The organism is [Clostridium] citroniae WAL-17108, assembly GCF_000233455.1.
GTDB lineage: Bacteria > Bacillota > Clostridia > Lachnospirales > Lachnospiraceae > Enterocloster > Enterocloster citroniae.
Map to the genome: position 1 here is coordinate 90,750 of NZ_JH376431.1, position 25,882 is coordinate 116,631.

Consider the following 25,882-nt stretch of genomic DNA (forward strand, 5'->3'; position numbering starts at 1 on the left):
TCCGGCCGCAGCAGGAGCCCGTCTATGAACAGAGAACCATCCTTCAGCCTTGTAACCATCAACTATCTGAACCGTTTTTACAGCATCCTGGACAGAATGATCCAGGACATGACAAACGCCCGGCTGGGAAACAGCATCTCCGTCAACTTTATGACGCAGATGATCCCCCATCACCGGGCAGCAATTGAAATGTCACAAAATCTTCTTCAGTATACCACTAATATCCCACTGCAGAACATTGCCTTACAGATCGTATCAGAGCAAAACAAAAGCATTGAGAACATGAAGAGCATCATCGGCACATGCGGCCAGTTCTCCAATTCCCCGCAGGAGCTGGACGCTTACCAGAGGGGGATGGATCAGATCATGGACACCATGTTCTCCGAAATGGAGCATGCCTGCGCTGTCAATAATATAAATGTCAGCTTTATCCATGAAATGATCCCTCACCACCAGGGGGCGATCCGCATGTCGGAACTTACGCTGAAGGCTTCCATATGTCCCCAGCTCCCCCCTATCCTGCATGCCATTATCACTTCCCAAAAACGAGGGGTGATGCAGATGGAACAGCTTCTCCAATGTATATGCTGATATCCTAAGCCAGATTGGAGTACCCCATCAGGCTCTTATCCACGGCGCGGGCCACCTCACGGCCTTCCCTGATGGCCCAGACCACCAGGGACTGTCCCCTGTGCATATCACCTGCGGTGAACACTTTATCCACGCTGGTCCGGTATGACCCCGGTTCCGTATCCACATTGGTCCTTGCATTCAGCTGTACCCCAAATGCATCCGCCACATAACTCTGGCTTCCCAGGAATCCGGCCGCAATGAGCACCAGGTCAGCCTGGATCTCCCTCTCGCTTCCCTCCACGGGAACCATAAGGGTGCGGCCGTTCTCCTCGTCCTTCTTTGACACCAGGTCCACGATCACGGCTTTGCACACCCTGCCCTCTGCATCCTTTACAAACTCCTTTACCGTTGTCTGGTATATCCTTGGGTCCTCCCCAAACACGCAGACAGCTTCCTCCTGGCCGTAATCCGTTTTAAGGACGCGTGGCCACTCCGGCCAGGTGTTATCCTCCGCCCGTTTAACCGGAGGCTTAGGCATCATCTCCAGCTGGATCACTCCGGCGCAGCCCTGGCGGACGGATGTGCCCACACAGTCATTGCCCGTATCGCCGCCGCCGATCACCACCACATGTTTATCCTTTGCGGATATGTAATTTCCGTCCTCCAGGTGTGAATCCAGCAGGCTCTTAGTGGTTGCCTTCAGGAAATCCACTGCAAAATAAATGCCCTGGGCATCCCTTCCCGGCACATCGATATCCCTGGGATTGGAGGCGCCGCAGGCCAGGATCACCCGGTCATATTCCTTCATGATCCGGTTGGCCTTATAGCCCTTACCCACATCGGCTCCCGTGACAAAGCTGACGCCTTCCTGCTTCATCACATCCACCTTGCGGTCAATGACCCATTTCTCCAATTTCATGTTCGGTATCCCATACATCAAAAGGCCGCCCACCCGGTCGCTGCGCTCAAACACAGTAACTGAGTGTCCCCGTTTGTTCAGCTGGTCCGCAGTAGCCAGGCCCGCTGGGCCGGAGCCGATCACCGCCACCTTTTTACCTGTGCGGATGCTGGGCGGGTTGGGACAGGCCACCCCCTGGTCATACGCCTTTTCAATAATGGCCCATTCATTTTCCTTTACCGTTACCGGATCGCCGTTTAGCCCGCAGGTGCAGGCCGCCTCACAGGGAGCCGGACACACCCTGGAAGTAAACTCCGGAAAACTGTTGGTCTTTTTAAGCCGGTTATATGCCTGGCTCCAGTTTCCTGTATACACCAGGTCATTCCATTCCGGGATCAGGTTGTTCAGGGGGCACCCGCTGACCATTCCCTTTATCATAATGCCCGACTGGCAGAAGGGGACACCGCAGTCCATGCAGCGTGCGCCCTGCTTTTTCCGTTCCTCCTCGTTTAAAGGGGTGTGAAACTCATTCCAGTTCCTGATCCTGTCCTTTGGAGCCGTCTCAGCACTCACTTCACGTTCAAACTCTAAAAATCCTGTCATCTTTCCCATGATGTTCCACCTCCTTAACCTCTGACATTTGCATAAAATGCTTCAATCTGCGCCTGTTCGCTGTTCAGTCCCTTTTCCTCCATCTGCACGATCGCGTTCATCATACGGCGGTAGTCGTGGGGGACGATTCTTTTGAACCGGGGGAGGTACTCGCTGAAGTGGTCCAGGATCCTCTTGCCTTTGTCCGAATTGGTATAGGCCACATGCTCCTGGATCAGTCCTTTCAGTTCCAGCACATCATATTTATTGGTCACTTCCTCAAAGGATACAAGCTCCTTATTCAGTCTCTTATACAGGCTTCTCTCTTCATCCAGCACATAGGCAATACCGCCACTCATGCCGGCCGCAAAATTCTTGCCGGTGGTGCCCAGCACCACCACGCAGCCGCCTGTCATGTACTCACAGCCGTGATCTCCCACGCCTTCCACCACAGCGGTGGCGCCGGAATTGCGGACACAGAATCGCTCTCCCGCAACGCCGTTTATAAACGCCTTGCCGCTGGTCGCTCCGTACAGGGCCACATTTCCGATTATGATATTGTCCTCAGCCTTAAACTGCACCCCCTTGGGCGGGTACACCACCAGCTTGCCGCCGGAAAGCCCCTTTCCAAAGTAGTCATTGGAATCCCCCACCAGTTCCAGGGTAAGTCCCTTGGGTATGAATGCCCCAAAGCTCTGTCCGCCGCTTCCGCTGCAGTTGATGGTAAAGGTATCTTCCGGCAGACCCTCCGGATACTTTCTGGTGATCTCCGAACCAAAAATGGTTCCCAGGGTACGGTTTACATTGGACACATCCACCTGTACACTCTTTTTTTGGCCGCTGTTTAAGGCGCTCTTTAACTTTTTAAGGAAAACCTGCTCATCGATGGTTTCCTCCAGCTTGAAATCAAATACCTGTTTTTCACTGTAGCCCGCAACTTTCCGGCCCGCATAAGGGTTATCCAGTATCTTGCTTAAATCCACTTTTCTGCCCCGGGCGCAGGGTATGCCGTCCCTGGACTTTAAAAATTCAGTGCGGCCCACCAGGTCATCCACTGTGCGCACTCCCAGCTTTGCCATATATTCACGCAGCTCCTGGGCAATAAACTTCATAAAGTTCACCACATACTCCGGCTTGCCGATAAAACGCTTGCGTAGCTCCGGATTCTGTGTTGCGATCCCCATGGGGCATGTGTCCAGATTGCATACACGCATCATCACGCAGCCCATGGTCACAAGGGGCGCGGTTGCAAAACCAAACTCCTCCGCCCCCAGCATACATGCGATGGCCACGTCACGGCCGGTCATCAGTTTGCCGTCCGTTTCCAGGATCACCTTATCCCGAAGCCCGTTCATGATCAGGGACTGATGGGCTTCGGCCACGCCCAGTTCCCACGGAAGACCGGCGTTGTAGATGGAATTTCTGGGCGCCGCCCCTGTTCCGCCGTCATAGGAAGAGATCAGGATCACCTGGGCACCGGCCTTTGCCACACCGGCTGCAACCGTACCCACACCGGCCTCAGATACCAGCTTAACCGAGATCCTGGCTTTGGTGTTGGAATTCTTAAGGTCGTAGATCAGCTGGGCCAGGTCTTCAATGGAGTATATGTCATGATGGGGAGGCGGGGAGATCAGGCTCACCCCAGTGGTTGAATGCCTTGTCTTAGCCACCCATGGATAAACTTTCTTTCCAGGCAGCTGACCGCCCTCCCCAGGCTTTGCTCCCTGGGCCATCTTGATCTGGATCTCCTGGGCGCTCACCAGGTAACGGCTGGTAACGCCAAAGCGTCCCGAGGCCACCTGTTTGATGGCTGAACATCGATTCCTGTTGGCCGGTCCCGGCGTCAGGCGGTCCAGACTCTCGCCGCCCTCTCCCGTATTGGACTTGCCGTGTATCCGGTTCATGGCAATGGCCAGGCATTCATGGGCCTCCTGGGAAATGGAGCCGTAGGACATGGCTCCTGTCTTAAACCGCCTGACAATGGAATCCACGCTCTCCACCTCATCCAGCGGGATACCCCCGTCCTCAGGGAGGTCAAACTCCATCAGGGAACGAAGGTGATATGCCTTGTCATCCCTGTCTATCTCTGATGTATACTGTTTAAATGTTTCGTAATTCCCCGTCCTGGCAGCTTCCTGAAGCAGATGGATGGTCAGGGGATTATATAGATGGGCTTCCTGCCCGGACCGAGACTTGTGGCTTCCCACACTGTCCAGAGTCAGGTCCACATCCAGGCCCAGGGGATCGAAGGCCGCTGAGTGAAGGGTATCCACATCATTGGCAATGTCCTCCAGGGTGATGCCGCCCACACGGCTTACGGTGTCGGTAAAATATTTGTCCACCACTTCCTTGGAAATGCCAATGGCCTCAAAGATCTGGGCGCCCTGGTAAGACTGGATGGTGGAAATTCCCATTTTGGAGGCGATCTTCACAATGCCGTGAAGCACCGCCATATCATAGTCCATTACAGCCGCATAATAATCCTTATCCAGCATTCCTGATCCGATGAGGGAACGGATGGACTCGTGGGCCAGATAGGGATTGATGGCACATGCGCCGTATCCCAAAAGGGTGGCAAAGTGATGGACTTCCCTAGGTTCCCCGCTCTCCAAAATAAGAGCCACGCCCGTGCGTTTTTTAGTCCTCACCAGGTACTGCTGAAGGGCTGAAACCGCCAGCAGCGAAGGAATGGGCACATGGTTCTCATCAATATCCCTGTCAGACAAAATAATGATATTGGCTCCGTCCTTATGGGCCCGGTCCACTTCCAGAAACAGCCGGTCAATGGCCTTTTCAAGGGACGTATTCTTATAATATGTAATAGGGATCTGCTCCACCTTAAAACCGGGCTTCTTCATATTCTTTATCTTCAGAAGATCCGTCTCCGTAAGGATGGGGTTTTCCACCTTTAAAATCTTACAATTTTCCGGAGTCTCCTCCAGAATATTCCCCTCCTCTCCCACATACACCGTGGTGGAGGTTACGATCTCCTCCCGGATGGCGTCAATAGGCGGGTTGGTCACCTGGGCGAACAGCTGCTTAAAATAGTTGAACAGAGGCTGGTGTTTTTCAGAGAGCACGGCCAGGGGACTGTCCACTCCCATGGCGGACACTGCCTCGGCCCCGTTTAAAGCCATGGGCAGGATCATGGTCTTATACTGCTCATAGGTGTATCCATACGTCTTCTGCAGCTTCAGGAGCTGCTCCCGCTCCATGGGCGGCACCCCCTTATTGGGCACGGAAAGCTCCTTGATATCAATGAGATTGGAGTCCAGCCATTCACCGTAGGGTTTTCTGGACGCATAGTCATGTTTCAGGCGGTCGTCATCTATGATCTCTCCCTTTTTTGTATCCACCAGAAGCATTTTCCCGGGACGCAGGCGGTCTTTTCTCACCACCTTTGTCTGGTCAATGTCAATGGCGCCCACCTCTGAGGCCAGGATCATGTATCCATCCTCTGTAATATAATACCGGGAAGGGCGCAGTCCGTTTCTGTCCAGCACCGCTCCCACCACATCACCGTCCGTGAAAAGAATGGAGGCAGGGCCGTCCCATGGCTCCATCATGGTGGCGTAATAACGGTAAAAATCCTTGATCTCTCCGTCCATGTATTTGTCATACTCCCAGGGAGCCGGGATCGTGACCATCACGGCCAGGGCCAGGTCCATTCCGCTCATTACCATAAACTCCAGGGCGTTGTCCAGCATGGCTGAGTCAGAGCCTTCCTGGCTGATGATGGGAAGGACCTTGTGCATATCGTACTTAAAGTACTCGGATTCCATGTTTTCTTCCCGGGCAACCATCTTATCCACATTGCCGCGTATGGTATTGATCTCGCCGTTATGTACGATAAAGCGGTAAGGATGGGCGCGCATCCAGCTGGGGTTTGTATTGGTGCTGAACCTGGAATGGACAATGGCAATGGCCGACCTGTAATCCTTATCCTGAAGATCCTGGAAAAACCGCCTCAGCTCCCCTACCAGGAACATCCCCTTATACACAATGGTACGGCTGCTCAGGGAGACCACATACGTGTCCTCATTGCTCTGTTCAAATACCCGGCGCACCACGTACAGTTTCCGGTCAAAGTCCAGTCCTGCCTTTACCTGTTCCGGCTTTGCCACAAAGCCCTGGGCAATGTAAGGCATCACTTCCAGTGCCCTCTCCCCCAGGATTTCCGGGGTAGTGGGAACTACCCTCCATCCCAGAAAGGTAAGCCCTTCCTTTTTCACAATGATCTCAAACATCTTCATTGCCTGGTTGCGGGCCAGCTCATCCTGGGGAAAGAAGAACATACCCACGCCGTATTCCCTCTCGCCTCCAACGTGGATGCCCAGAGGTTCTGTTACTTTCTGAAAAAAGCTGTGGGAAATCTGCAGCATGATACCCACGCCGTCACCGGTTTTGCCTTCAGCGTCCTTACCGGCTCTGTGTTCCAGATTTTCCACAATGTGGAGTGCCTGGTCGACTGTCTCATGTGTTTTTAAGCCCTTAATGTTGGCAACCGCACCTATGCCGCAGTTGTCATGCTCAAAACGGGGATCGTACAGTCCTGGCTGTTTCTGTTTGGAGTCCATAGATTTCTTCCTTTCTTTCGCATTGGAGACGTGCCTTCACACGGCATCTTCTTGGGGGAGTCTCCATTTGCTTTTTTTATAGAGGTGATGATACTACAAATTTTTCTATTTGTAAACATATTTTTATTTTAAATTTTCAGATAATTTGTTAATTTATATTTAATGATATTATAATCTGATTATTTATGCAGAAAACAAAATACCGCGCTGTTTTATCAGAATATTTACACCTCACAATTTTGACCGCATTTGCTCATATTTTAGCTTTCAAAGCACAGTCAGAAGGAAAACAAACCAACAAAAAAAGACATCCCGGACGCGCCAGCCCCATCCGGGATATCCTTTCCTTTTCTTCATCCTCCTGGAAAATCAATATGGATGAAACACATACCTTTGTATCTCCTCCTCACACAGTGAAATGCCCAGGCCAGGCCCCTTGGGAATCTTCACCCTTCCCTCTTTCACCGGATAGGTTCCCGTCACACAGGTATCCTTCATAGGGTTGTCCCCATGATCATATTCCATTATATGGGCACCGGAAGCATTCATTACCTGCATGGTTGCCGCATACCCTACCCCGTTTGCCAGGAAATGGGGCGCTACCTCCACCCCATATTGGTGTGCAAGCCGGGCAGCTTTCATGAATTCCGTGATCCCGCCGCATTTTGTCACATCCGGCTGGCAAACCTGCAAAAGCCCTTTAGCCAGATGACGCTCAAAGTCTGCGCCATAAAGATTTTCACCTCCGGCAATCCGCATTCCGGTCTTCCTGACCAGGACTTCCAGGTCCTCCACATGATCCGCCATAAGAGGTTCCTCAACCCAGTATAGATGAAAACAAAAAACAGGCAGCATCTCCCAAAAGATACCGCCTGCGGTCATTCTTATCCATTGTATATATAAATTACATCTCGCCCAATCCACTCTCAATTGCCGTGGTCAGGGTCTCCATTGCTGCCGCCTCATCCTCACCGTCACAGATCAGGGTAATCTCAGTTCCGCACTTGATGCCGGCTGCCATTACGTTCAGTACGCTCTTTGCAATGATCTTCTTCTCCCCGCATTCAATTGTAATGTCGCTCTTGAACTTCATGGCTGTCTGAGACAGGACACCTGCTGGTCTCAAATGTAAACCGGATGGGTTAACAACCTTTAATGTTTTACTAAGCATAATACACTCTCCTTATCCACTATTTTATACTCTCGGACACACGATTAACGCCATGTCCCCTATGAAAGATTCTATTACATCTGCCTGCCTATGTCAAGTTAATCGGAAAAATCCTGAGCAACTTTTTCACAATCTTTCCCGGGGCTTACGGCCTGCATCACCGCAGGTTATGGCCTGTATTCCTGTGGGGCCGCGGGCCGTATTCCCGTGGGCTGCGGCCTGCATCACCTTCCGTTCCCGGCGCTTTTGCGGGCCCTTGCTTCTGCCTGTGAAAAGACGCAGCCGCAATAGTCCTGTCTGTAAAGGCCGTACTCTGCGGACAGCTGGACCGACCGCTTATATCCGTTCTTTTTCTTAAAATCCGACAGCAAGTAGGGTACCCCCCATTGATCCCCCAGCCTGGCGCCTATCTCATTCAGCTTATCCGCGTTCTTTAAGGGACTGATGGAAAGTGTGGTTGTAAAATAGTCATATCCTCCCCGGGCAGCCACCCCGGCAGCATGGGCCAGGCGCAGTTCATAGCACCTAACGCACCGTTCCCCGCCCTCCGGGTCCGCCTCATGGCCCTTTGCAGCTGCATAAAAGTCCTCAGGCACATACTCCCCTGCCAGGAATTTCACAGGCCTCTGAAGCCCCATCTCCCGGATCAGGCGCTCCTGCTCCTTTACGCGTGTTTCGTACTCTTCTTTGGGCGCTATGTTGGGATTATAATAATAGACCGTGATATCAAAATACCGGGACAGGTATTCCAGGACATAACTGCTGCAGGGCGCACAGCAGCTGTGCAGCAAAAGGCTGGGGATCCTGCCTTCCCGTCCCTCCCGCTCCATGATCTGTTCCATCTCCCTCTGGTAATTCCTCTTTTGACCTGGCTGTGTCATCTGCGTCTCCTTCCCGCGGCCGCCTATTCCTGCTCCTATGATCCTTCTATCCTTGTACCAATTGTTCCAATCCAAAAAGCAGATTTTCGGAAAGCAAAAAGAGACCGTCTGCAACAACGGCCTCCTTAAATGCCATATTTCCCAGCGCATGTCCAAATATGCTAGGTCCGGACACACCCTAATCCTTACAGGAAATCCCTGATTCGTTTGCTTCTCACCGGATTGCGCAGTTTTCTGAGAGCCTTTGCCTCAATCTGACGGATACGCTCCCTGGTAACGTTGAATTCCTTTCCAACTTCCTCCAGGGTACGGGGATGTCCGTCCTCCAGACCAAATCTGAGGACAATGACCTGGCGCTCCCTCTCCTTCAGATCACCCAGCAATGCATCGATATGTTCACGCAGCATAACGGATTCCACATTGCCTTCCGGTGTCACCACATTATTATCTGCCACGAAATCGCCTAAGTTGGAGTCATCCTCCTCGCCGATGGGTGTCTCCAATGAAGCCGGTTCCCTTGCGATCTGCATAATCTCCATGACCTTGTCCTCCGTCATGTCCAAAGCCTCTGCCAGCTCTGTCACAGACGGCTCATATCCCAGCTCCAATGTAAGCTTCCTCTGCATCTTAGACATCTTGTTAATGGTCTCAACCATATGCACCGGTACGCGGATGGTCCTCGCCTGATCTGCCAGAGCCCTTGTAACCGACTGGCGGATCCACCATGTTGCATATGTACTTAGTTTATAACCCTTTGTATAGTCAAACTTCTCCACGCCTTTGATCAGTCCCAGATTGCCTTCCTGTACCAGATCCAGGAAACTCATCCCTCTTCCGGTATAGCGCTTGGCAATGCTGACCACAAGACGGAGATTGGCCTCGATCAGCCTTTCTTTGGCATAGTCATCGCCATCAGCTTTGCGCTGGGCCAGATTCAACTCTTCGTCTGCCGTAAGAAGGGGCACGGTGCCAATTTCTTTGAGATACATGCGGACAGGGTCCTCTGTGCCGATCCCCTCCAACAGGTCCACTGCATCCAGGTCGATTTCTTCCTCTTCTGCATCTTTAATGAAGCTGTCATCGTCTAAATCCAGGTCTAAATCAATGTCATCAAGCAGAACAGTGTCCTCGGTAAGCATCGCTTCGTCCAGTACGGGAACAACGTCAATATTACGGTTCTCCAGGTAACTGTAAATTTGGTCCATCTGTTCCGGTGACAGGTTATCCCCGGTAAAAAAATCATTAATCTCCCCTGCATCCAGCGTGTTATGCTTGGATTTTGCATGTTCGACCAGCTTTTCCAGCTTCTTTAAAAAATCGTCCTTTTCCACTGATAAACGTCCTTTCGCTTAAAGGTAAATGTGGAAACTCCCACAACTTATCATTATATACCATTGAATACTGTATTTCAACATATTTCGACAAAATATTTTATTTTTTTAGAAGAATCTGTATTCGTTCCTTTAAATTTCCAATATTTACCTCTGTTCTGGTTCCGCCGTACTCACCGTCCAGGACCCAGTCCACTCCCCATTCCGATGTCATTCGGATGGATGAGGTCTTAAATTTATACACATATTCGTTGGGTTCTTCCTTGAGAAACATATAGGATACAATGTTGCTCAAATCCACAGGCGTTCTGGGCATACGGATCAACAGCACCTCGAACAGCCCGTCATTTAAGGCCACGGACTGGTTCACCAGTCCCTTGAAACCGCCCACGCTTCTGGTATTGGTCACCATGCCAAAGGCAAAATCCTCTTCCAGCACCTGATCCTCCCATTCCACCTTCATGCGGTATGGCTTCAGGCCTGCCAAACTCTTTACGCCCTCGATCATATAGGCCTGATGGCCCAGCAGGTTTTTCCTGTCCTGGGATGTGAGATAAGACACTTCCGTAAATGCCCCAAAGGCGGCAATATACATAAAATACCTGTCATGGCAAAAGGTGCCGATGTCAACGGCAAAGGGCTTGCCCTCCATAATATCCGAGGCCGCCTGGGGCATCCTCTTAGGTATCTCCAGGCTGGAGGCAAAGTCATTGGTGGATCCGGCCGGAATGTATCCCAAAAGAGGCAGCTTCTTAAGCTTCATCATGCCGGACACGGTCTCATTCAGGGTACCGTCCCCGCCGCTGCACACCACCAGGTCCACACGGTTACCGTATCGGTGCACCACTTCCACGGCATCGCTCTGCTTCTGGGTCACATGGACACGGATCTCATAACCCGCCCTGGTGAAAATGTCCAGTATTTCCATGAGATGACCCTTGATCTGCTCCTTGCCTGAACGGGGATTAAATACAAACAGCATTTTCTTCATCCTGCATTCCTCCCTTTCAGTGTAACCAATTTTAACAAACTTATCCAATCAAAGAAGTATATGCCTGAAATGCATTGGGCAGAGCATATTTTTCCTCCACTTCCTTCCTGGAAACCATGAACCAATCCCCGGCCCGGTCCTGTTTCTGGACAGATGCCGGCTCCTGGGCCAATGCCGGCTCACGGGCCAATGCCGGCTCACGGGCCAATGCCGGCTCACGGGCCAATGCCGGATCACGGACAGCTTCCGGCCCCTCGGCAAAATCCCAGCCTGCGCCGTCCTCCTTCTGCCTCAGGACCACCCGGTATCCGCTCATATGCCATTCCACATGGGAAAATACATGCTTGGCCGATGGCAGAGGGATCAGCTGCTCCACTGCCTCAGGCTCCAGACCCAGAACCTCCGGGACCTCCTCCGATCCCGGATACCCCAGCACATTGGGGAGTTCATAGAGAGCTGCCAGAAGGCCTTTTGGCGGTCTCTTATGGATGGCTACCTTGTCTTGATATTCTATGATGAAAACGGTCCTCTTCTCGATTTTCCTCGCCTTTGCAGGCGATTTATAGGGAATTTCCTTCCACCAGCCATTCTTTTTTGTGAGGCAGACAGAAGCCAGGGGACACTCGCTGCATTTGGGCTCTCCTCCCGGTATACACACCAGGGCGCCGATCTCTATGAGCCCCTGGTTGTAGTGACTGGCTTCATCTGCGGGCATCACGGCTTTAAGTTCCTGTTCCATCCCGGTCTTCACAGAGGCCTTCTTTATATCCTCCCGGTCCCCCAGGATCCGTGAGATAACCCTGAGCACATTGCCGTCCACGGCAGGGAGCGGCTGGTTAAAGGCAATGGAAGCAATGGCTCCTGCCGTATAGCTCCCGATCCCGGGCAGCCGGATCAGATCCTCAAAGGATGCAGGAAGGCAGCCGCCGTATTCCTCCATTACCATCTTGGCCGCTGCCTTTAAATTCCTGGCCCGGTTATAATATCCCAGGCCTTCCCACATCTTCATAAGATGATCATCCTCTGTCTCTGCAAGATCCCTCACAGAAGGAAACGCTTCCATAAACCGTTCAAAATACGGCTTCACCGCCTCAACCCTGGTTTGCTGCAGCATGATCTCCGATATCCAGACCCGGTAAGGCTGGGGATCATCCCTCCAGGGCAGGGAACGGGCCCTGGAGCCGTACCAGGCCAGCAGGGGCCGTTCCATGGCACGAAGCCGTTCCTGCCGGTCAAGCGGCGCATCTTCCGGTTCCAGCACCTGGAGACGGTCATAAAAATGTCCCGAATCATACATATCCATAAATACCTCTCACCGACACTTCCCCGGATATGACGGAAGCCACCGTGCCGTCCTTTTTCTTTACCAGCAGGCTTCCTTCATTGTCAATTCCCAGAGCGGTCCCCTCATACTGGCCTTTGGGGTCAAGCACCATCACTTCCCTGTTGGTATTGGCCAGCTCCCTGTTATACTCTTCCTTTAATATCGACATGTCACAGGTTTCCAGGAAAATGTCATAATATTCCTCAAATGCTTCCGCCACGGCGCTGATGACCGGGCTCCGCCTGATGTTCTCCCCCTTTTCCAGCTTAAGGGAGGTTGCTGTTTCGGCCAGTTCACCGGGGAACTCATCAACGTTTACATTGATCCCGATCCCTGTGATCACATACCGGATGCACTCATCCTCCGTGCTCATCTCCGTCAGGATCCCGCAGATCTTCTTTCCCTCCAGCACCGCGTCATTGGGCCATTTGATCATGGCATTCAGACCCGTGGAGGATCTGACCCCTTTTACCACCGCCATCCCGGCGATCAGTGTAAGCATGGATGCATGCAGGGGGGAGATGGCCGGCCGGAGGACCACGCTCATCCATATGCCCACGCCCTTGGGAGAGGTCCACAGCCTGCCCCTTCGGCCTTTGCCCGCCCACTGGCTGTTCGCCACCACCAGGGTGCCGTGGATTGCTCCCTCCTCAGCCAGTTTTCTGGCCCTGGTGTTGGTGGAATCCGTTTCATCAAAATATTCCAGCCTGCCCCCAATCCATTTGCTGTGAAGCATGGACTGCAGTTCAGCCTGGGTGATCACGTCCGCGTTCTCCACCAGGTGATACCCCCGGTTGCGGACAGCTTCAATTTTGTAACCTTCTTCTTTTAGTTCATTCATGGCCTTCCACACAGCTGTGCGGGAGACCCCCATCTTATCACACAGCTGCTGGCCGGAAAGATATCCATCCGCGGCCCTCAGCATGCTTAAAATCTCTGACTTCATGTTCACCTCTATGTCCAAATGCTGATGGCGCTTAAGACACCGAGAACACCGAGGCCCACGGCCAGTACCAGCTGCAGGATTCCCAGGCGGAACTTTTTCTTATCCCTGCCCCAGGTCTTGCATTCAAATATACCGCTTACCGCATTTAATAAAGCTGCCAGCAAAAACACCAGAGGAAAAAGCATGTGATTTCCCTCCGGGTTAATGAATGACAGCACGGCCAGAATTACAATTGCAATTCCCAGTATCAGGTGGGCCATGTCCAGGAATACCCCGGCATGGCGCTCACCCCTTCCTCTTTGCCCATGCATATGTGCTATTCTCCTAACGTTGCCAACATTACCGCCTTGATGGTATGCATCCTGTTCTCAGCCTCGTCAAAGACAACGGACTGGCTGGATTCAAATACCTCATCTGTCACTTCCAGTTCCGATACGTTAAAGCGTGTGCCCATCTCATGGCCGATCTTGGTCTTCAGGTCATGGAAGGATGGCAGGCAGTGAAGGAAGATGGACCGGGGGCCTGCGTGATCCATCACGGCCTTTGTCACCTTGTAAGGTGTCAGGTCCTTAATACGCTCTTCCCATACCTCGTCCGGCTCTCCCATGGAAACCCACACGTCCGTATCAATTACATCTGCTCCCCTGGTCGCAGTATCCACATCCTCTGTCAGGGTGATGGAACCGCCGCTTTCCTTTGCAAATGCCTCACATTCCGCCACAAGAGCCTTGTCAGGGAAATACTTGGCCGGTGCGCATGCCACAAAATGCATGCCCATCTTTGCGCAGGCGATCATCAGGGAATTACCCATATTATAACGCGCATCGCCCATATACACAAGCTTTACACCCTTTAAATGTCCCAGATGTTCGCGGATTGTGAGAAGATCCGCCAGCATCTGTGTGGGATGGTCCTCATTAGTAAGGCCGTTCCACACAGGCACGCCTGCATATTTGGCCAGTTCCTCCACGATCTCCTGTCCGAATCCGCGGTACTCGATCCCCTCATACATCCTTCCCAGGACCCTTGCCGTGTCAGCGATGCTTTCCTTTTTGCCGATCTGGGAACCTGACGGGTCCAGATAAGTGGTGCCCATTCCCAGATCATGGGCAGCAACCTCGAACGCGCAGCGCGTTCTGGTGCTGGTCTTTTCAAAGATCAGAGCCACATTCTTACCCCGAAGACTGTCTGTCAGGATTCCATTCTTTTTCTTTTCCTTCAGTTCAGCCGACAGATCCAGTAAGTATGTAATCTCCTCTGGTGTATAATCTTTCAATGTCAAAAAATTCCTGCCCTTTAAATTCATACTGTCCTCCGTATCCACCACTGTGTATGGTTGTTTTTTATTAATATTTATGCATCTTTATGCATAATATACTACACCTGGCGTCCGCTGTCAAGAGTGGGAATCAAAGCTCTCAGCGCAGCTGCCCCGGCTTTCTTGTGTATGAGGTTCAGCATTTCATCCACTGTATAAATTTTAAACCGGCCGATCCGGTACTGTTTTGCCAGATCTTCCAAAAGGGACAGGTACAGGTCCTTGTAATCCCAGCCCTCCTTCATCCTCAATTCCTTTGCCAATTGGGGAAATATGGTTTCCGTATACTTCCGGTACCCCGGCATATCCTCCTCATCCCTTGTAAACTCAGGCTTCAGGTAGGAAAGGAGAACGTGGATCTCCGTCATCATCTTATCAAAATAATAGGTTTCCCCCTCCGGGGCATTGATATAATACACACGGCCCGCCAGGCCGTAAAGCATCCTCTTGCTGTCAAAATATCCCAGAAGCATATTCCTCCTGGCCCTTTTTCTGTCAAACTCCAGGATCCCGCCCAGGTCCTGCCTGGGCGCCACATGATAGATGGAGACATCTTCGGGAATTTCCAGCTTTTTCTCCGTATCAATCCCATACCCGTAAATACGCAGCACAATGATATCCTTATATCCCTTGTCGATGAGCACATCCACAGGCACATTGTTGATGCCTCCGCCGTCCATATAATACTTTCCGCCCAGCTTTTCCTGGCGGAAACCGATTAAATATGCACTGGCCATAAGCATGTCGCTGATCGTGCCCTCCGGCGCTTCCTTTACATTGGCTATCAGAGGCTGACGGTCGGACAGGGAGTAGGTCACCACATAGAGCTCCCTGTCCGAACTCCTGATCTTCTCCTCATCCACCACGTCATCGATCAGTCCCTTCAGGGGTGCAATGTCAAAGCCGCCGTCCTTTAAAAGGCGCTTTGCCCCTGATATAAGCTCCCCCACATTAAGGGATGTGAGGCTGGAGAGATTTCGGATACTGAATTTCTTCAACTGGTCCATCAGCTGGTCATCCACATCCATTACCCTGGAATAGCTGATGTTTTCCCATATGTGCTCTGCCTTTTGAAAATCATCCATACAGATAAGGGCGCCGTTGAGAGCGCCCACTGAGGTGCCTGCGGCTCCCCTTATCTTTACCCCGGCCTCCCGGAGGGCGCGCCAGGCGCCCACCTGGTATGCTCCTTTGGCTCCTCCGCCTTCCAGAACAATGCCGTATTCCCTGTCCAGATCCAACTGAAGCTTAATTCTGACCACCTGCCCTTCTATGTCTGCCGGCCATATGCCGATTGAATAAAAATGCAGCAGGCCGTATGAGTATCAATGTGAGAAATGATACCGCCACAAAGCCAGCCAGCTGCGCTTCCATGGAAGCGCCTGTCAATGCAATGATAAAAGCCCCGGCTGCCCCGGCCGCAAACCACAGAGATGTCAGGCAGCGAAACGCCAGTTCCACCCCCAGAAATACCAGAAATGATACAAGCCATCCGATTGATGCCATGCTTTGTCCTCCTTCCTGTGGGCGTATTCTGTTTGGCCGGTTCAGGCACCGGTGTCCCTTGGCAAAAAGCGATCCGAAACAGCCGGTTCAGCCATTCCTGCGCTGTCTTGCCACCTCAAACATGAGCACGGAAGCCGCAACCGCCGCGTTCAGGGATTCCACCTCCCCTGCCATAGGGATCTTGATATAGCAGTCGGCCAGATCTGCTGTCTCCGCTTTCAGACCGCCGGCCTCATTTCCAATTAAAAAGCCCACACTGTCAGTATAATCTTCCTGGTCATAATTATTCATGCCCTTTAAGTGGGCTGCAAATAGTCTAACTCCCTGGCCCTTTATTCTCCCGCACGCTGCCTTAAGGTCATCCACATACACAAATGGCATCCTGTAAATGGATCCCATGGTGGAACGGATCACCTTTGGATTGTAGATATCCGCCGTCTCCCTGTTCATCACAATACCGGTGATTCCGGCTCCCTCCGAGGCCCTGATAATGGTTCCCAGGTTTCCAGGATCCTGAAGGGTTTCCAGGATCATAATAGCCAACCTCTTTCCTGATCCCGGTCCCTTAAGAATATCATCCAGGGTATACTTTTTCTGCCTGGCAACTGCCAGAACGCCCTGAGGCGTCTGCGTGTCCGCCATTACCCCCATCACAATATCAGTCACTGTCTCATATGAATATGCCGACAGCCACGTTTTATTTTCCCGGTTCGCTGCAAACCCCTCGGTTACAAACATGCTGTCCACATCTCCCGGCGGGAGTTCCCTGCACATACGCAGTCCTTCCACCACGTACACGCCTTCTTCCCTTCGGGCTTTGGCCCTGGTCCTTAAATTCACCACACGTTTTACCTGCTTATTGGACGTACTGTTAATCATCTGTCAACTTCTCCTTATCAGTGAATCTTCTCCAGTTCCTCCATCCACAGCCGGCTGCAGGCATCGCTGGGCATACGCAGATCTCCTCTGGGGGATACTGCCACCGATCCCACCTTAGGACCGTCCGGCAGGCAGGAGCGCTTAAACTGCTGGCTGAAGAACCTGCGGTAAAATACCTTCATCCACTTTAATATGGTCTCCCTGTCATACTGTCCCTTAAAAGCCTGAAGGGCCATCCGGTAAATCTTGGCCGGTGCATAACCGTACCGAAGGATATAATAAAGATAGAAGTCATGAAGCTCATAAGGCCCCACCAGGTCCTCTGTTTTCTGTGAAATCTGTCCGTCCTCAGGCGGCAGAAGCTCCGGACTTACCGGAGTGTCCAGCACATCCATGAGCACCTCTGACAGTTCCTGCTCATTACAGGTATCCGCATAATAGCGCACCAGATGACGCACCAAAGTTTTAGGCACCGAGGCATTGACCCCGTACATGGACATATGGTCGCCGTTGTAGGTGGCCCATCCCAGGGCCAGCTCCGACATGTCCCCTGTTCCGATCACAAGTCCGCCCACCTGGTTGGCAATATCCATCAGGACCTGGGTCCTCTCCCTGGCCTGGCTGTTCTCATATGTTACATCATGATTGTCCATATCCTGCCCGATATCGGTAAAATGCTGGCTCACGGCCTGCCGTATATTGATCTCCTTCAGTTCAGCCCCCACCTTTGCAGCCATGGTGCATGCATTATGATAAGTTCTGTCCGTGGTTCCAAAACAGGGCATGGTGACACAGTGGATATTGCTCCTGGGGATCTTAAGGGAATCAAATGCCCTGACAGTCACAAGTAATGCCAGAGTAGAATCCAGTCCCCCTGAAAGCCCCACCACCGCGTGCTGGCATCCTGTATGCTCCAGACGCTTTTTCAGCCCCATGGCCTGGATGGACAGGATCTCCTCGCAGCGGCGGCTGCGCTGTCTCTCATCATGAGGTACAAAGGGAGCCGGGTCAACAAAACGCAGGATATCCTTGCCTGTGCCGGACAGTCCGTATGCCTGGGCAGCCTGAGCGCTGCGGTCATCGCCGTCCTTTAAGGACAGTTCAAAATCCACGATCATATAGCTGCCCTCTTTCCTGGCATCATCCGGTGACGGGAATGTGGTCATGCGCCTGCGCTCACTGCAGAGCCGTTCCACATCCAGGTCCGCACAGATACTCTCATTGATAAAACGCCGGGATTCCACCAGGCAGTTTCCATTCTCCGCAATGATGTTCTGTCCTCCGAACACCAGATCCTGGGTGGATTCCCCCTCCCCGGCATTGGCATATACGTAACCGCATACCAGCCTTGCGGACTGGCTGCAGATCAGCTCATGGCGGTACACATCCTTGCCCGTTGTCTCATCACTGGCTGAGCAGTTGACTATGACCGTTGCCCCTGCCAGGCAATGCCGTATACTGGGCGGACAGGGTACCCATACATCCTCACAGATTTCCGCACCCACAGTAAACCCCTTCATATTGGTGCACCTGAACAGCAGATTCATGCCCATGGGCACCGGCCTGTCCTCCCATGGGACAAAAACAGGGGTTTCATTGCCCGGACAAAAATGGCGGGCCTCGTAAAATTCAGAGTAATTGGGAAGGCTCTTCTTGGGCACTAAGCCCAGAAGCCGTCCCCCCTGTATGACCGCAGCCACGTTATAAAGTTTCCCTTCCCGCTCCCAGGGCATACCGAGAAACACCAGGATATCCTTGTCCTTTGTGGCGCTGATGATGCGTCCCAGTTCTTTCCTTGCTCCTTCTAACAGCGAGGACTGGAAAAACAGGTCGCTGCAGGTGTATGCAGTGAGACACAGTTCAGGGAATACCATAAGCTTCACGCCTCTGCTGTATCCCTGATGGATCAGATCAATTATCTGCTGCGCATTATATTCCGGGTCAGCCACCCTGATCTTCGGTGTGACTGCCGCTACCCTTATGAATCCATCTCTCATATTACGGCCTCCATAACTTATTACGTACCTAGTTCTTCATGTGTGTACTTAGTTCTTTGCGTCATAGCATGGTACTTTGTCTACCTGGACATTATATCATAAAAGTTTTCCGCATGACACCCCCAATCATACACGCGTCCTGTACATGATCCCATACACATTCTGTTTACATTTGCACGAAACTGATGTACAATCGTTGAAAACAAAAAAGTTCGCACAGGAGTAATCATAAAATGATCAATGAATTTTCCAGAACAGAAATGCTCATAGGTTCCCAGGGTATCATGTCCCTGAAAGCTGCCACCGTAGTTGTATTCGGCGTGGGGGGCGTGGGTTCCCATGCCATTGAGGCCCTGGCCAGATGCGGTGTGGGCAGGCTGGTACTGGTTGACAATGATACCGTATCCCTGACCAACGTCAACAGGCAGAGTATTGCAATGCACAGCACCATTGGACGGCCGAAAACACAGGTCATGAAAGAAAAGATTACCGACTTAAGTCCGGATACCCGGGTGATCACCAGTGAGCAGTTCGTGCTTCCCCAGAACCTGGATACTCTTTTTGAAACAATAAAAAGCCAGATGGAACCATCTGACCGTGTGTCCTATATTCTGGATGCAATTGACACAGTGACCGCCAAACTGGCACTGGTCTCCTATGCCCAGGAGAACGGGATCCCCATCATCTCCTCCATGGGCACCGGCAATAAGCTGCATCCTGAGCTGTTCAGCATATCCGACATTTCACAAACCTCCGTATGCCCCCTGTGCCGGGTCATGCGCAAGGAACTGAAAGCCAGGAATATCAGCCATCTCAAGGTTTGCTGGTCTCCCGAGCCTCCCCTCACCCCAGGTCCGGCTGAGGAGGACACAGGAAACCGCCGGGCGACACCGGGCAGCATCTCCTTTGTCCCCCCGGTGGCGGGGCTTCTCATCGCAGGTCAGATCGTCAGGGATATCTGCGGCCTGGACTGAGCCGGCCCATGGCCGGCCCGGCATCTTTATTCCAACGGCGCCCTGTAAAACCGTCCCACAAACTGCTGTGTCTTCAGCACATTGATGATCACATGCTCATCCGCTTCCTGCATCACATGGACCGCGTCATTTACCTCGTAGGCTGATATGACTGTGTTGAGCAGATACATCTTCTTTTTGCTGTAGCCACCCATGGCCTCCACGCAGGACATACCATGCCTGAAACGGCTGATATATGCCTCCACCACCTCCGGCCCTTTGATGGTGGTAACCTGAAGTGTCACCAGCTCATACCTGTGATGGAAGGCGGAGATCATCCTTGTGGAAATGAACTGGAAGATAATGGAGTAGCCGGCATACTTCCATCCGAATATGGAGCCGTAAAAACAGTACATGATGGCATTGCCGAAAAACACATAGCTCCAGATAGACTGTCCGGTGCGGTTGGAAACAAAAAGGGCGATAAAATCAGTGCCTCCGCTGGAGGCATTTCCCCTTAGGGCAATGACAATGGCACTTCCAAAAATGACCCCGCCGAATATCACGTTCAGTACTTCATCTGTAAATATGGGCGTAAAGCTGAATATCTGCAGGAATACACTGCTTAAAAATACCTGCGCCAGGGAAAACACGGTAAAGCGAACGCTGATCCCCTTACAGCACATAAAAGCCACGGGAATATTCATCAAAAGCATGGTTATCTGCATGGGAATAGTAAGCCCCCACAGGCCTCCCAGACGCTCGATCAGCATGGCGATTCCGGTAAATCCGCCGGAAATAATGCCTGCGGACCGGACAAACACCTGCAAAGCATATGCCTGGACCAGCGCAGAGAGGATAACCGCGGCCAGTGTGATCCCCAGCCTGACGCGTCTGTCCTTTTTCCATTTATTAACGAAGGCGGAAATACGCCTGAGACTTTTCATAATTCCTCCTGCTGCCCTAAACTGCTACATTATATGACATAATTATCTTTCATATTCTTCCGCCACTGGACCAGATCCTCCAGTGTATACTGGTCCACCACTCCCTTGATTGCTTCATCCAGCTCCCTCCACAATCTGAGGGTTACACAGTCCAGCTGCCTTGTGCACGGATTATCCTCACCGCTTAAGCAGTCCACCGGCGCAAGGCTTCCCTCTGTAACCCTGAGTATCATGCCCACCGTGTATTCCGCCGCGGGCTTTGAAAGGTAATATCCGCCCTGGTTTCCCCGGATACTGCGCACATAACCGGCCCTGGACAGGATGGATATGATCTGTTCCAGATACTTACCGGAAATACCCTGGCGGTTTGCAATATCCTTTATCTTTACCGGTTCCCCATCCCCATGGACCGCCAGGTCCACCATGGTGCGCAGGGCATAGCGCCCTTTTGTCGAAACTAACATATATCTTCACGTCCTTTTGGTTTAGTATTTGTAGTTGATGTATAAAATATCCACATATGATTATCATACTATTCCTGTAGGAAATATGTCAATAGAAACTTATGGGCCTCATGTATAGATACTGTGGATTCAGGAAAACTAAAAGGTGTTTGAAACAGATAGATAAACGGCTTAAACGAAGAATATAAGAACAGAATGGAGGATTCACATGAAAGCGGAGATTAAAACAGAACCTGTATTCCTTACTGATAAGAACCATATTGTGGTGCTGGAAGCTCTTTGCGGCGCTCCGGGCGCTGCTCTGCCCGATACCTGCAAGCCCTTTGAGGTGCTGGAACCGGGTATGACCGAGGGTGCAAGCGAAAAACATCTCCCTCTGGTGGAAACAGACGGGCTTCACGTCACAGTTAAGGTGGGCGAGATCTTCCACCCCATGGGCGAAGATCACAGCATTGGGTGGGTATGCCTGACAACAAAAGCCGGATGTACCATGCGTGTCTGCCTGAACTCTGACTGCGAGCCCGTGGCACACTTTACCCTGGAACAGGGAGATTCCCCGGTGGCAGCCTATGCATACTGCAACCTTCACGGTCTTTGGAAGACAAACATCTGATGTAGGCACAAGCTAAACGATACATGTGTTTAACTTTATGGTACTCTCAGTGGACAAGGCAGCCAATTTTTAAATAAAAAAAGGGAGCTGCCCTTCCCCCACAGAAGGCAGCTCTCAGTCACGATCAAAACCGTCACACTATTAGTTTATTTGGCATCCCCATACCAAACAAAAACCCGTAAGGCACTCCTTTGTGCTTCTTACATGGACACTATAACACCGTTCCCATGATTTGTCAATCTTTTTTGTGCACATTAACATAATCCATTCCCTTCCAAAGGCATTTTTATATAAAATTCTTCCAGCTGTCCCCCTGCCAACGACATATGTATTCATGTATAATCACACCTCTTTGGTACATACTAACATTATGTATTTTTTTCATCTGAAGTCGCGCAGAAAGGAAGAAACAATGGAATTTTCCCAAAATTTAAAAGACAATATTACCTACCTTCATGAAAAGCTGAATGTTCAGACGAATTTTGATGTGGTATACCGTGTGATTCACATCGGCGGACGGGAGGCCTGCCTGTATTTTATAGATGGCTTCACCAAGGATGATTCCCTGTTAAAGATACTGCAGGCATTTTCCACCATCAAGCCCGAGTCCATGCCGGAAGATGCACATGCATTTTCCAAACAATACCTGCCCTATGGAGAGATCGGACTTCTGACCAATGATACAGACATGATCACCCAGCTTTTGTCCGGTGTCTCATGCCTTTTTATTGACGGTTATGACAAATGCCTTACCATCGACTGCCGCACCTACCCTTCCCGAGGGGTGAGTGAGCCTGAAAAGGATAAGGTCCTGAGGGGGTCCAGGGACGGATTTGTGGAGACACTGATCTTTAACACCGCCCTGATCCGGAGGCGGATCCGTGACCCCAAGCTGACCATGGAAATCATGAGTACGGGTGAAAGCTCCCACACCGACATCGCCATCTGTTATATGGAAAACAGGGTGGATAAACAGCTCCTGGCCAAGATTAAGGAACGGATTAAAAACCTGAAGGTAGATGCCCTGACCATGAACCAAGAAAGTTTGGCCGAGTGTCTTTTTCCCTATAAATGGTTTAACCCGTTTCCAAAATTCAAATTTTCGGAACGGCCGGACACGGCTGCTGCCTCTGTGCTGGAAGGCAACGTCATCATCCTGGTGGACAATTCCCCTTCAGCCATGATCCTTCCATCCTCCGTGTTCGACATCATAGAGGAAGCGGACGATTACTATTTTCCGCCCATCACAGGCACCTACCTGCGGCTTTCCAGAATGACCATCTCCATCCTCTCCCTGATGCTGACGCCCACATGGCTTCTGCTGATGCAGAATCCCGGATATATTCCGGATTGGCTGGCCTTTATCCGGGTATCGGATCCACTGAACGTGCCCCTGATATGGCAGCTGCTCATACTGGAATTTGCCATAGACGGACTGCGCCTGGCTGCTGTGAACACCCCCAGCATGCTGACCACCCCTCTCAGTGTGATCGCCGGTATCGTACTGGGTGAGTATGCGGTAAAATCAGGCTGGTTCAACAGTGAAACCATGCTCTACATGGCCTTTGTGACCATTGCCAACTATTCCCAGGCCAGCTTTGAACTGGGTTACGCCATGAAGTTCATGCGTATCATCATACTAATCCTGACCTCAATTATCAATATCTGGGGGTATGCCATCGGCACCATACTGACCATATGCGCCATTGTATTTAACAGGACCATTGCAGGAAAGAGTTATATCTATCCCCTGATCCCATTCAGCCTCAGCGAGCTGAAAAAGCGGTTCCTCAGAGGACGGCTTCCCCACACAGAAAAGTAACTGTCTCCAACATACACGTGTAAAAGCAGCAAAATGCTCCTCCCCGGGCGCCTGGCACAATCCAGGTGCACACTCCGGGAAGGAGCATTTTCAGTGCATGGCACTCTCAGTTTACAGATAGTACAGGGGACAGATCATACAAAATCCTCGCGCATGGGAGTAAAGATATCCAAAAGGATCCCCGCCTCCAGGCAGACGCAGCCATGTTCCACCCCATCCATCTTAAGCATGGTATCACCGGCCTTCACGATCCTCTTCTCACCCTCTATATTAAACTCAAACTCACCGCTTACCACATATGTGATCTGAGTGTGGGGATGATGGTGCAGGCTGCCCACCGCGCCTTTTTCAAATGTATTCTCAACACACATCAGGTCTTTGCTGTAAGCCAAAACCCTTCTCACAACTCCCTCTCCTGCCTTAACGGCCTCTGTATCCCCGTGGAATACCCATCTCTCATCCAACATGATCCTGCACTCCTTTTTTATGATTTCATATTCATATAAGTTATTTTATCTATCGTTTTCCCTATCAAACAATACGGTCAGCACTCTGCAAATCCCACGCTTTTCAGGAACTTTCCAAATGCCTCACGTCCCTTGGTATCGCATTTGTAAACACCCGCATCCTCCAGAACTCTGGCAAACACGTGCCCCACTTCCTCCTGAAGGATGTCCTGCACATTCTCAGATGTGACCGCAATACCTTTTTCCTCATATTTAGGAAGGAACTCCTCCACCCAATCCCCGTGTTTTTCCAGGGTTCCATTGCTGCGGATATCTCTTCCTTCTATTATATACTCTCCCAGCTCAGCCAGCTCTGTCTTCAGCCTGGAAGGAAGTACCGCCAAACCCATGACCTCGATCAGGCCGATGTTTTCCTTCTTAATATGGTGCAGTTCCTGATGGGGATGGTATACACCCAGGGGGAACTCATCCGTAGTGATGTTATTGCGCAGCACCAGATCCAGTTCATACATATCCTGGACCTTTCTGGCAATGGGCGTAATGGTGTTGTGGGGCTCACCGTCTGTCTGGGCAAAGACGAATGCGTCTTCATCCGTGTATGCCCTCCACGCCTGAAGGACCCGGTCCCCCAGCTCAATGAGCCGGTCAGCATCCTTGGCACGCAGCCTCAGCACGGACATGGGCCAGAACACGATCCCCGCCTCCACATCCTCAAACCCTTTTAATGTAAAATGCTTCTCTATGGCAGCCCTTGCCATGGCAAAGGTGTAATGTCCGCCCTGGAAATGGTCGTGGCTTAAAATGGAGCCGCCCACAATGGGAAGATCCGCATTGGAGCCAAGAAAATAGTGGGGAAACTGCTTAATAAAATCAAACAGCTTCCTAAAGGCAGCCCGGTCGATCTTCATGGGGATATGCTGTCCGTTGAATACAATACAATGCTCATTATAATACACATAAGGGGAGTACTGGAATCCCCACTGGCTGTCATTGATGGTGACTGGTATGATCCTGTGGTTATTCCTGGCCGGATGGTTGGTGCGGCCCGCATATCCCACATTCTCCATACACAGCTGGCACTTTGGATAGCCGCTCTGTTTGGCAAGCTTGGCAGCTGCAATGGCCTTGGGATCCTTCTCCGGCTTGGACAGGTTAACGGTGATATCCAGCGTACCGTACCGGGTCTTTGTTGTCCATTTCATATCCTTTACAATGCGGTAACGGCGTATGTAATCCGAATCCTGGCTCAGCTTATAGTACCAGTTGGTGGCCTCCTCCGGGGATACCTTATAATGGTCCCAAAATTCCCGGACCACCTCACTGGGTCTTGGCATCAGGCAGTTCATCAGCTTTGTATCAAATAAGTCCCTGTATACAATGCTGTCATCCTCCAGTGCGCCGGTCTCATGGGCATGATCCATCAGGGCTTTCAGAATATCCTCCAGACTGCCTGCCGCTGCATCCTCCGTGGGTTCCTGGTATTCATCCATCTTCATTACATCCAGGATCTGGTTCCTGGCGTAGACAGCGTCCACCTCACTTATCAGCCCTGTATCCAGGCCATACTGTACCAGTCCCTTAATTGCTTCATAAACCATAACAGCACCCTCCATTTTTTATTCCTATTTATTAT

The 25,882-nt window shown here is 51.4% G+C and carries 23 protein-coding genes; 4 read left to right on the top strand and 19 right to left on the bottom strand.

Features of this window, described 5'->3' with window-relative positions; all coding sequences use genetic code 11:
* Nucleotides 1–24 precede the first annotated feature (24 nt).
* Nucleotides 25–591, top strand: coding sequence for a DUF305 domain-containing protein (locus tag HMPREF9469_RS27295; RefSeq protein ID WP_007870026.1), 567 nt, complete (start codon nt 25–27; stop codon nt 589–591).
* Between the two features lie 4 nt (nt 592–595).
* On the opposite strand, the gene HMPREF9469_RS27300 is transcribed toward HMPREF9469_RS27295, so the two are convergent.
* The 15 genes from HMPREF9469_RS27300 to HMPREF9469_RS27370 all read right to left on the bottom strand — a co-directional run bounded on the left by HMPREF9469_RS27300 (nt 596) and on the right by HMPREF9469_RS27370 (nt 18,983).
* Complete coding sequence (locus tag HMPREF9469_RS27300; protein WP_007870029.1) at nt 596–2,083, bottom strand: glutamate synthase subunit beta; 1,488 nt, start codon at nt 2,081–2,083, stop codon at nt 596–598.
* A 14-nt stretch (nt 2,084–2,097) separates the two neighbouring features.
* Nucleotides 2,098–6,639, bottom strand: a complete 4,542-nt coding sequence (gltB, locus tag HMPREF9469_RS27305) for a glutamate synthase large subunit (RefSeq protein ID WP_007870042.1) — start codon at nt 6,637–6,639, stop codon at nt 2,098–2,100.
* A gap of 369 nt (nt 6,640–7,008) precedes the next feature.
* Complete coding sequence (locus HMPREF9469_RS27310) at nt 7,009–7,521, bottom strand: enolase C-terminal domain-like protein (RefSeq protein WP_007870056.1); 513 nt, start codon at nt 7,519–7,521, stop codon at nt 7,009–7,011.
* A gap of 22 nt (nt 7,522–7,543) precedes the next feature.
* Nucleotides 7,544–7,810 carry an HPr family phosphocarrier protein gene (locus HMPREF9469_RS27315; protein ID WP_007870059.1) on the bottom strand — a complete coding sequence of 89 codons (267 nt, stop codon included), beginning with the start codon at nt 7,808–7,810 and terminating at the stop codon, nt 7,544–7,546.
* A 224-nt stretch (nt 7,811–8,034) separates the two neighbouring features.
* Nucleotides 8,035–8,691 (bottom strand): epoxyqueuosine reductase QueH, encoded by a 657-nt coding sequence (locus HMPREF9469_RS27320; RefSeq protein WP_040417561.1) that lies wholly within the window; start codon nt 8,689–8,691, stop codon nt 8,035–8,037.
* 185 nt (nt 8,692–8,876) lie between these two features.
* The gene (gene rpoD / locus HMPREF9469_RS27325; RefSeq protein ID WP_007870074.1) at nt 8,877–10,022 is read right to left on the bottom strand and encodes an RNA polymerase sigma factor RpoD; all 1,146 of its coding nucleotides are present in this window, start codon (nt 10,020–10,022) and stop codon (nt 8,877–8,879) included.
* Between the two features lie 100 nt (nt 10,023–10,122).
* Nucleotides 10,123–11,013: a diacylglycerol/lipid kinase family protein gene (locus HMPREF9469_RS27330; RefSeq protein WP_007870077.1), complete on the bottom strand. Its 891-nt coding sequence runs from the start codon at nt 11,011–11,013 to the stop codon at nt 10,123–10,125.
* A gap of 40 nt (nt 11,014–11,053) precedes the next feature.
* Nucleotides 11,054–12,316, bottom strand: coding sequence for an A/G-specific adenine glycosylase (gene mutY, locus HMPREF9469_RS27335; protein ID WP_007870080.1), 1,263 nt, complete (start codon nt 12,314–12,316; stop codon nt 11,054–11,056).
* Nucleotides 12,303–13,283: a biotin--[acetyl-CoA-carboxylase] ligase gene (locus HMPREF9469_RS27340; protein ID WP_007870083.1), complete on the bottom strand. Its 981-nt coding sequence runs from the start codon at nt 13,281–13,283 to the stop codon at nt 12,303–12,305. The genes mutY and HMPREF9469_RS27340 overlap by 14 nt, the downstream gene beginning before the upstream one ends.
* 8 nt (nt 13,284–13,291) lie before the next feature.
* The gene (locus tag HMPREF9469_RS27345) at nt 13,292–13,594 is read right to left on the bottom strand and encodes a DUF6637 family protein (protein WP_007870086.1); all 303 of its coding nucleotides are present in this window, start codon (nt 13,592–13,594) and stop codon (nt 13,292–13,294) included.
* Between the two features lie 5 nt (nt 13,595–13,599).
* The gene (gene argF / locus HMPREF9469_RS27350) at nt 13,600–14,589 is read right to left on the bottom strand and encodes an ornithine carbamoyltransferase (RefSeq protein ID WP_007870088.1); all 990 of its coding nucleotides are present in this window, start codon (nt 14,587–14,589) and stop codon (nt 13,600–13,602) included.
* 71 nt (nt 14,590–14,660) lie between these two features.
* Nucleotides 14,661–15,863 carry a patatin-like phospholipase family protein gene (locus HMPREF9469_RS27355; protein ID WP_007870090.1) on the bottom strand — a complete coding sequence of 401 codons (1,203 nt, stop codon included), beginning with the start codon at nt 15,861–15,863 and terminating at the stop codon, nt 14,661–14,663.
* Nucleotides 15,850–16,107 (bottom strand): NfeD family protein, encoded by a 258-nt coding sequence (locus tag HMPREF9469_RS27360; RefSeq protein ID WP_007870092.1) that lies wholly within the window; start codon nt 16,105–16,107, stop codon nt 15,850–15,852. Before HMPREF9469_RS27360 ends, HMPREF9469_RS27355 begins: the two co-directional genes overlap by 14 nt.
* An 87-nt stretch (nt 16,108–16,194) precedes the next feature.
* Nucleotides 16,195–16,986 (bottom strand): TrmH family RNA methyltransferase, encoded by a 792-nt coding sequence (locus tag HMPREF9469_RS27365; RefSeq protein ID WP_007870094.1) that lies wholly within the window; start codon nt 16,984–16,986, stop codon nt 16,195–16,197.
* A 17-nt stretch (nt 16,987–17,003) separates the two neighbouring features.
* A complete protein-coding gene (locus HMPREF9469_RS27370; RefSeq protein ID WP_007870097.1) occupies nt 17,004–18,983 on the bottom strand; it encodes an NAD(+) synthase in 1,980 nt (659 codons plus the stop codon).
* Nucleotides 18,984–19,216: 233 nt separating this feature from the next.
* Between HMPREF9469_RS27370 and HMPREF9469_RS27375 the strand changes: the two genes are divergently transcribed.
* Nucleotides 19,217–19,957, top strand: a complete 741-nt coding sequence (locus HMPREF9469_RS27375) for a tRNA threonylcarbamoyladenosine dehydratase (protein ID WP_007870100.1) — start codon at nt 19,217–19,219, stop codon at nt 19,955–19,957.
* A gap of 26 nt (nt 19,958–19,983) precedes the next feature.
* Here HMPREF9469_RS27375 and HMPREF9469_RS27380 read toward each other — a convergent pair whose 3' ends face one another.
* Nucleotides 19,984–20,883: a YitT family protein gene (locus HMPREF9469_RS27380; protein WP_007870102.1), complete on the bottom strand. Its 900-nt coding sequence runs from the start codon at nt 20,881–20,883 to the stop codon at nt 19,984–19,986.
* Nucleotides 20,884–20,912: 29 nt separating this feature from the next.
* Nucleotides 20,913–21,347, bottom strand: a complete 435-nt coding sequence (locus HMPREF9469_RS27385; protein WP_007870106.1) for an RrF2 family transcriptional regulator — start codon at nt 21,345–21,347, stop codon at nt 20,913–20,915.
* 220 nt (nt 21,348–21,567) lie between these two features.
* Here HMPREF9469_RS27385 and HMPREF9469_RS27390 point away from each other — a divergent pair, with 220 nt between their 5' ends.
* Nucleotides 21,568–21,960 (top strand): desulfoferrodoxin family protein, encoded by a 393-nt coding sequence (locus HMPREF9469_RS27390; RefSeq protein WP_082082641.1) that lies wholly within the window; start codon nt 21,568–21,570, stop codon nt 21,958–21,960.
* Nucleotides 21,961–22,372: 412 nt separating this feature from the next.
* Entirely contained in the window at nt 22,373–23,782 is a 1,410-nt protein-coding gene (locus tag HMPREF9469_RS27400; RefSeq protein WP_007870110.1) for a spore germination protein, read from the top strand.
* A gap of 134 nt (nt 23,783–23,916) precedes the next feature.
* Here the strand turns inward: HMPREF9469_RS27400 and HMPREF9469_RS27405 are convergent, their stop codons facing one another.
* Together HMPREF9469_RS27405 and galT are read right to left on the bottom strand one after the other, a co-directional pair.
* On the bottom strand, nt 23,917–24,249 hold the full coding sequence (locus HMPREF9469_RS27405; protein ID WP_007870113.1) for a cupin domain-containing protein: 333 nt from the start codon (nt 24,247–24,249) through the stop codon (nt 23,917–23,919).
* A 77-nt stretch (nt 24,250–24,326) separates the two neighbouring features.
* Nucleotides 24,327–25,847, bottom strand: coding sequence for a UDP-glucose--hexose-1-phosphate uridylyltransferase (gene galT / locus HMPREF9469_RS27410; protein ID WP_007870118.1), 1,521 nt, complete (start codon nt 25,845–25,847; stop codon nt 24,327–24,329).
* Nucleotides 25,848–25,882 lie beyond the last annotated feature (35 nt).

Excerpts from the sequence above, each read along its gene's own strand:
- HMPREF9469_RS27365 (WP_007870094.1), bottom strand. The coding sequence starts at position 16,986 with ATGATTAACAGTACGTCCAATAAGCAGGTAAAACGTGTGGTGAATTTA.
- HMPREF9469_RS27400 (WP_007870110.1), top strand. The coding sequence starts at position 22,373 with ATGGAATTTTCCCAAAATTTAAAAGACAATATTACCTACCTTCATGAA.
- HMPREF9469_RS27320 (WP_040417561.1), bottom strand. The coding sequence starts at position 8,691 with ATGACACAGCCAGGTCAAAAGAGGAATTACCAGAGGGAGATGGAACAG.
- gltB (WP_007870042.1), bottom strand. The coding sequence starts at position 6,639 with ATGGACTCCAAACAGAAACAGCCAGGACTGTACGATCCCCGTTTTGAG.
- HMPREF9469_RS27315 (WP_007870059.1), bottom strand. The coding sequence starts at position 7,810 with ATGCTTAGTAAAACATTAAAGGTTGTTAACCCATCCGGTTTACATTTG.
- HMPREF9469_RS27340 (WP_007870083.1), bottom strand. The coding sequence starts at position 13,283 with ATGAAGTCAGAGATTTTAAGCATGCTGAGGGCCGCGGATGGATATCTT.
- HMPREF9469_RS27370 (WP_007870097.1), bottom strand. The coding sequence starts at position 18,983 with ATGAGAGATGGATTCATAAGGGTAGCGGCAGTCACACCGAAGATCAGG.
- HMPREF9469_RS27300 (WP_007870029.1), bottom strand. The coding sequence starts at position 2,083 with ATGGGAAAGATGACAGGATTTTTAGAGTTTGAACGTGAAGTGAGTGCT.
- HMPREF9469_RS27345 (WP_007870086.1), bottom strand. The coding sequence starts at position 13,594 with ATGCATGGGCAAAGAGGAAGGGGTGAGCGCCATGCCGGGGTATTCCTG.
- HMPREF9469_RS27380 (WP_007870102.1), bottom strand. The coding sequence starts at position 20,883 with ATGAAAAGTCTCAGGCGTATTTCCGCCTTCGTTAATAAATGGAAAAAG.
- HMPREF9469_RS27375 (WP_007870100.1), top strand. The coding sequence starts at position 19,217 with ATGATCAATGAATTTTCCAGAACAGAAATGCTCATAGGTTCCCAGGGT.
- HMPREF9469_RS27310 (WP_007870056.1), bottom strand. The coding sequence starts at position 7,521 with ATGACCGCAGGCGGTATCTTTTGGGAGATGCTGCCTGTTTTTTGTTTT.
- HMPREF9469_RS27405 (WP_007870113.1), bottom strand. The coding sequence starts at position 24,249 with ATGTTGGATGAGAGATGGGTATTCCACGGGGATACAGAGGCCGTTAAG.
- mutY (WP_007870080.1), bottom strand. The coding sequence starts at position 12,316 with ATGGATATGTATGATTCGGGACATTTTTATGACCGTCTCCAGGTGCTG.
- argF (WP_007870088.1), bottom strand. The coding sequence starts at position 14,589 with ATGAATTTAAAGGGCAGGAATTTTTTGACATTGAAAGATTATACACCA.
- HMPREF9469_RS27295 (WP_007870026.1), top strand. The coding sequence starts at position 25 with ATGAACAGAGAACCATCCTTCAGCCTTGTAACCATCAACTATCTGAAC.
- HMPREF9469_RS27385 (WP_007870106.1), bottom strand. The coding sequence starts at position 21,347 with ATGTTAGTTTCGACAAAAGGGCGCTATGCCCTGCGCACCATGGTGGAC.
- galT (WP_007870118.1), bottom strand. The coding sequence starts at position 25,847 with ATGGTTTATGAAGCAATTAAGGGACTGGTACAGTATGGCCTGGATACA.
- HMPREF9469_RS27360 (WP_007870092.1), bottom strand. The coding sequence starts at position 16,107 with ATGGCATCAATCGGATGGCTTGTATCATTTCTGGTATTTCTGGGGGTG.
- HMPREF9469_RS27330 (WP_007870077.1), bottom strand. The coding sequence starts at position 11,013 with ATGAAGAAAATGCTGTTTGTATTTAATCCCCGTTCAGGCAAGGAGCAG.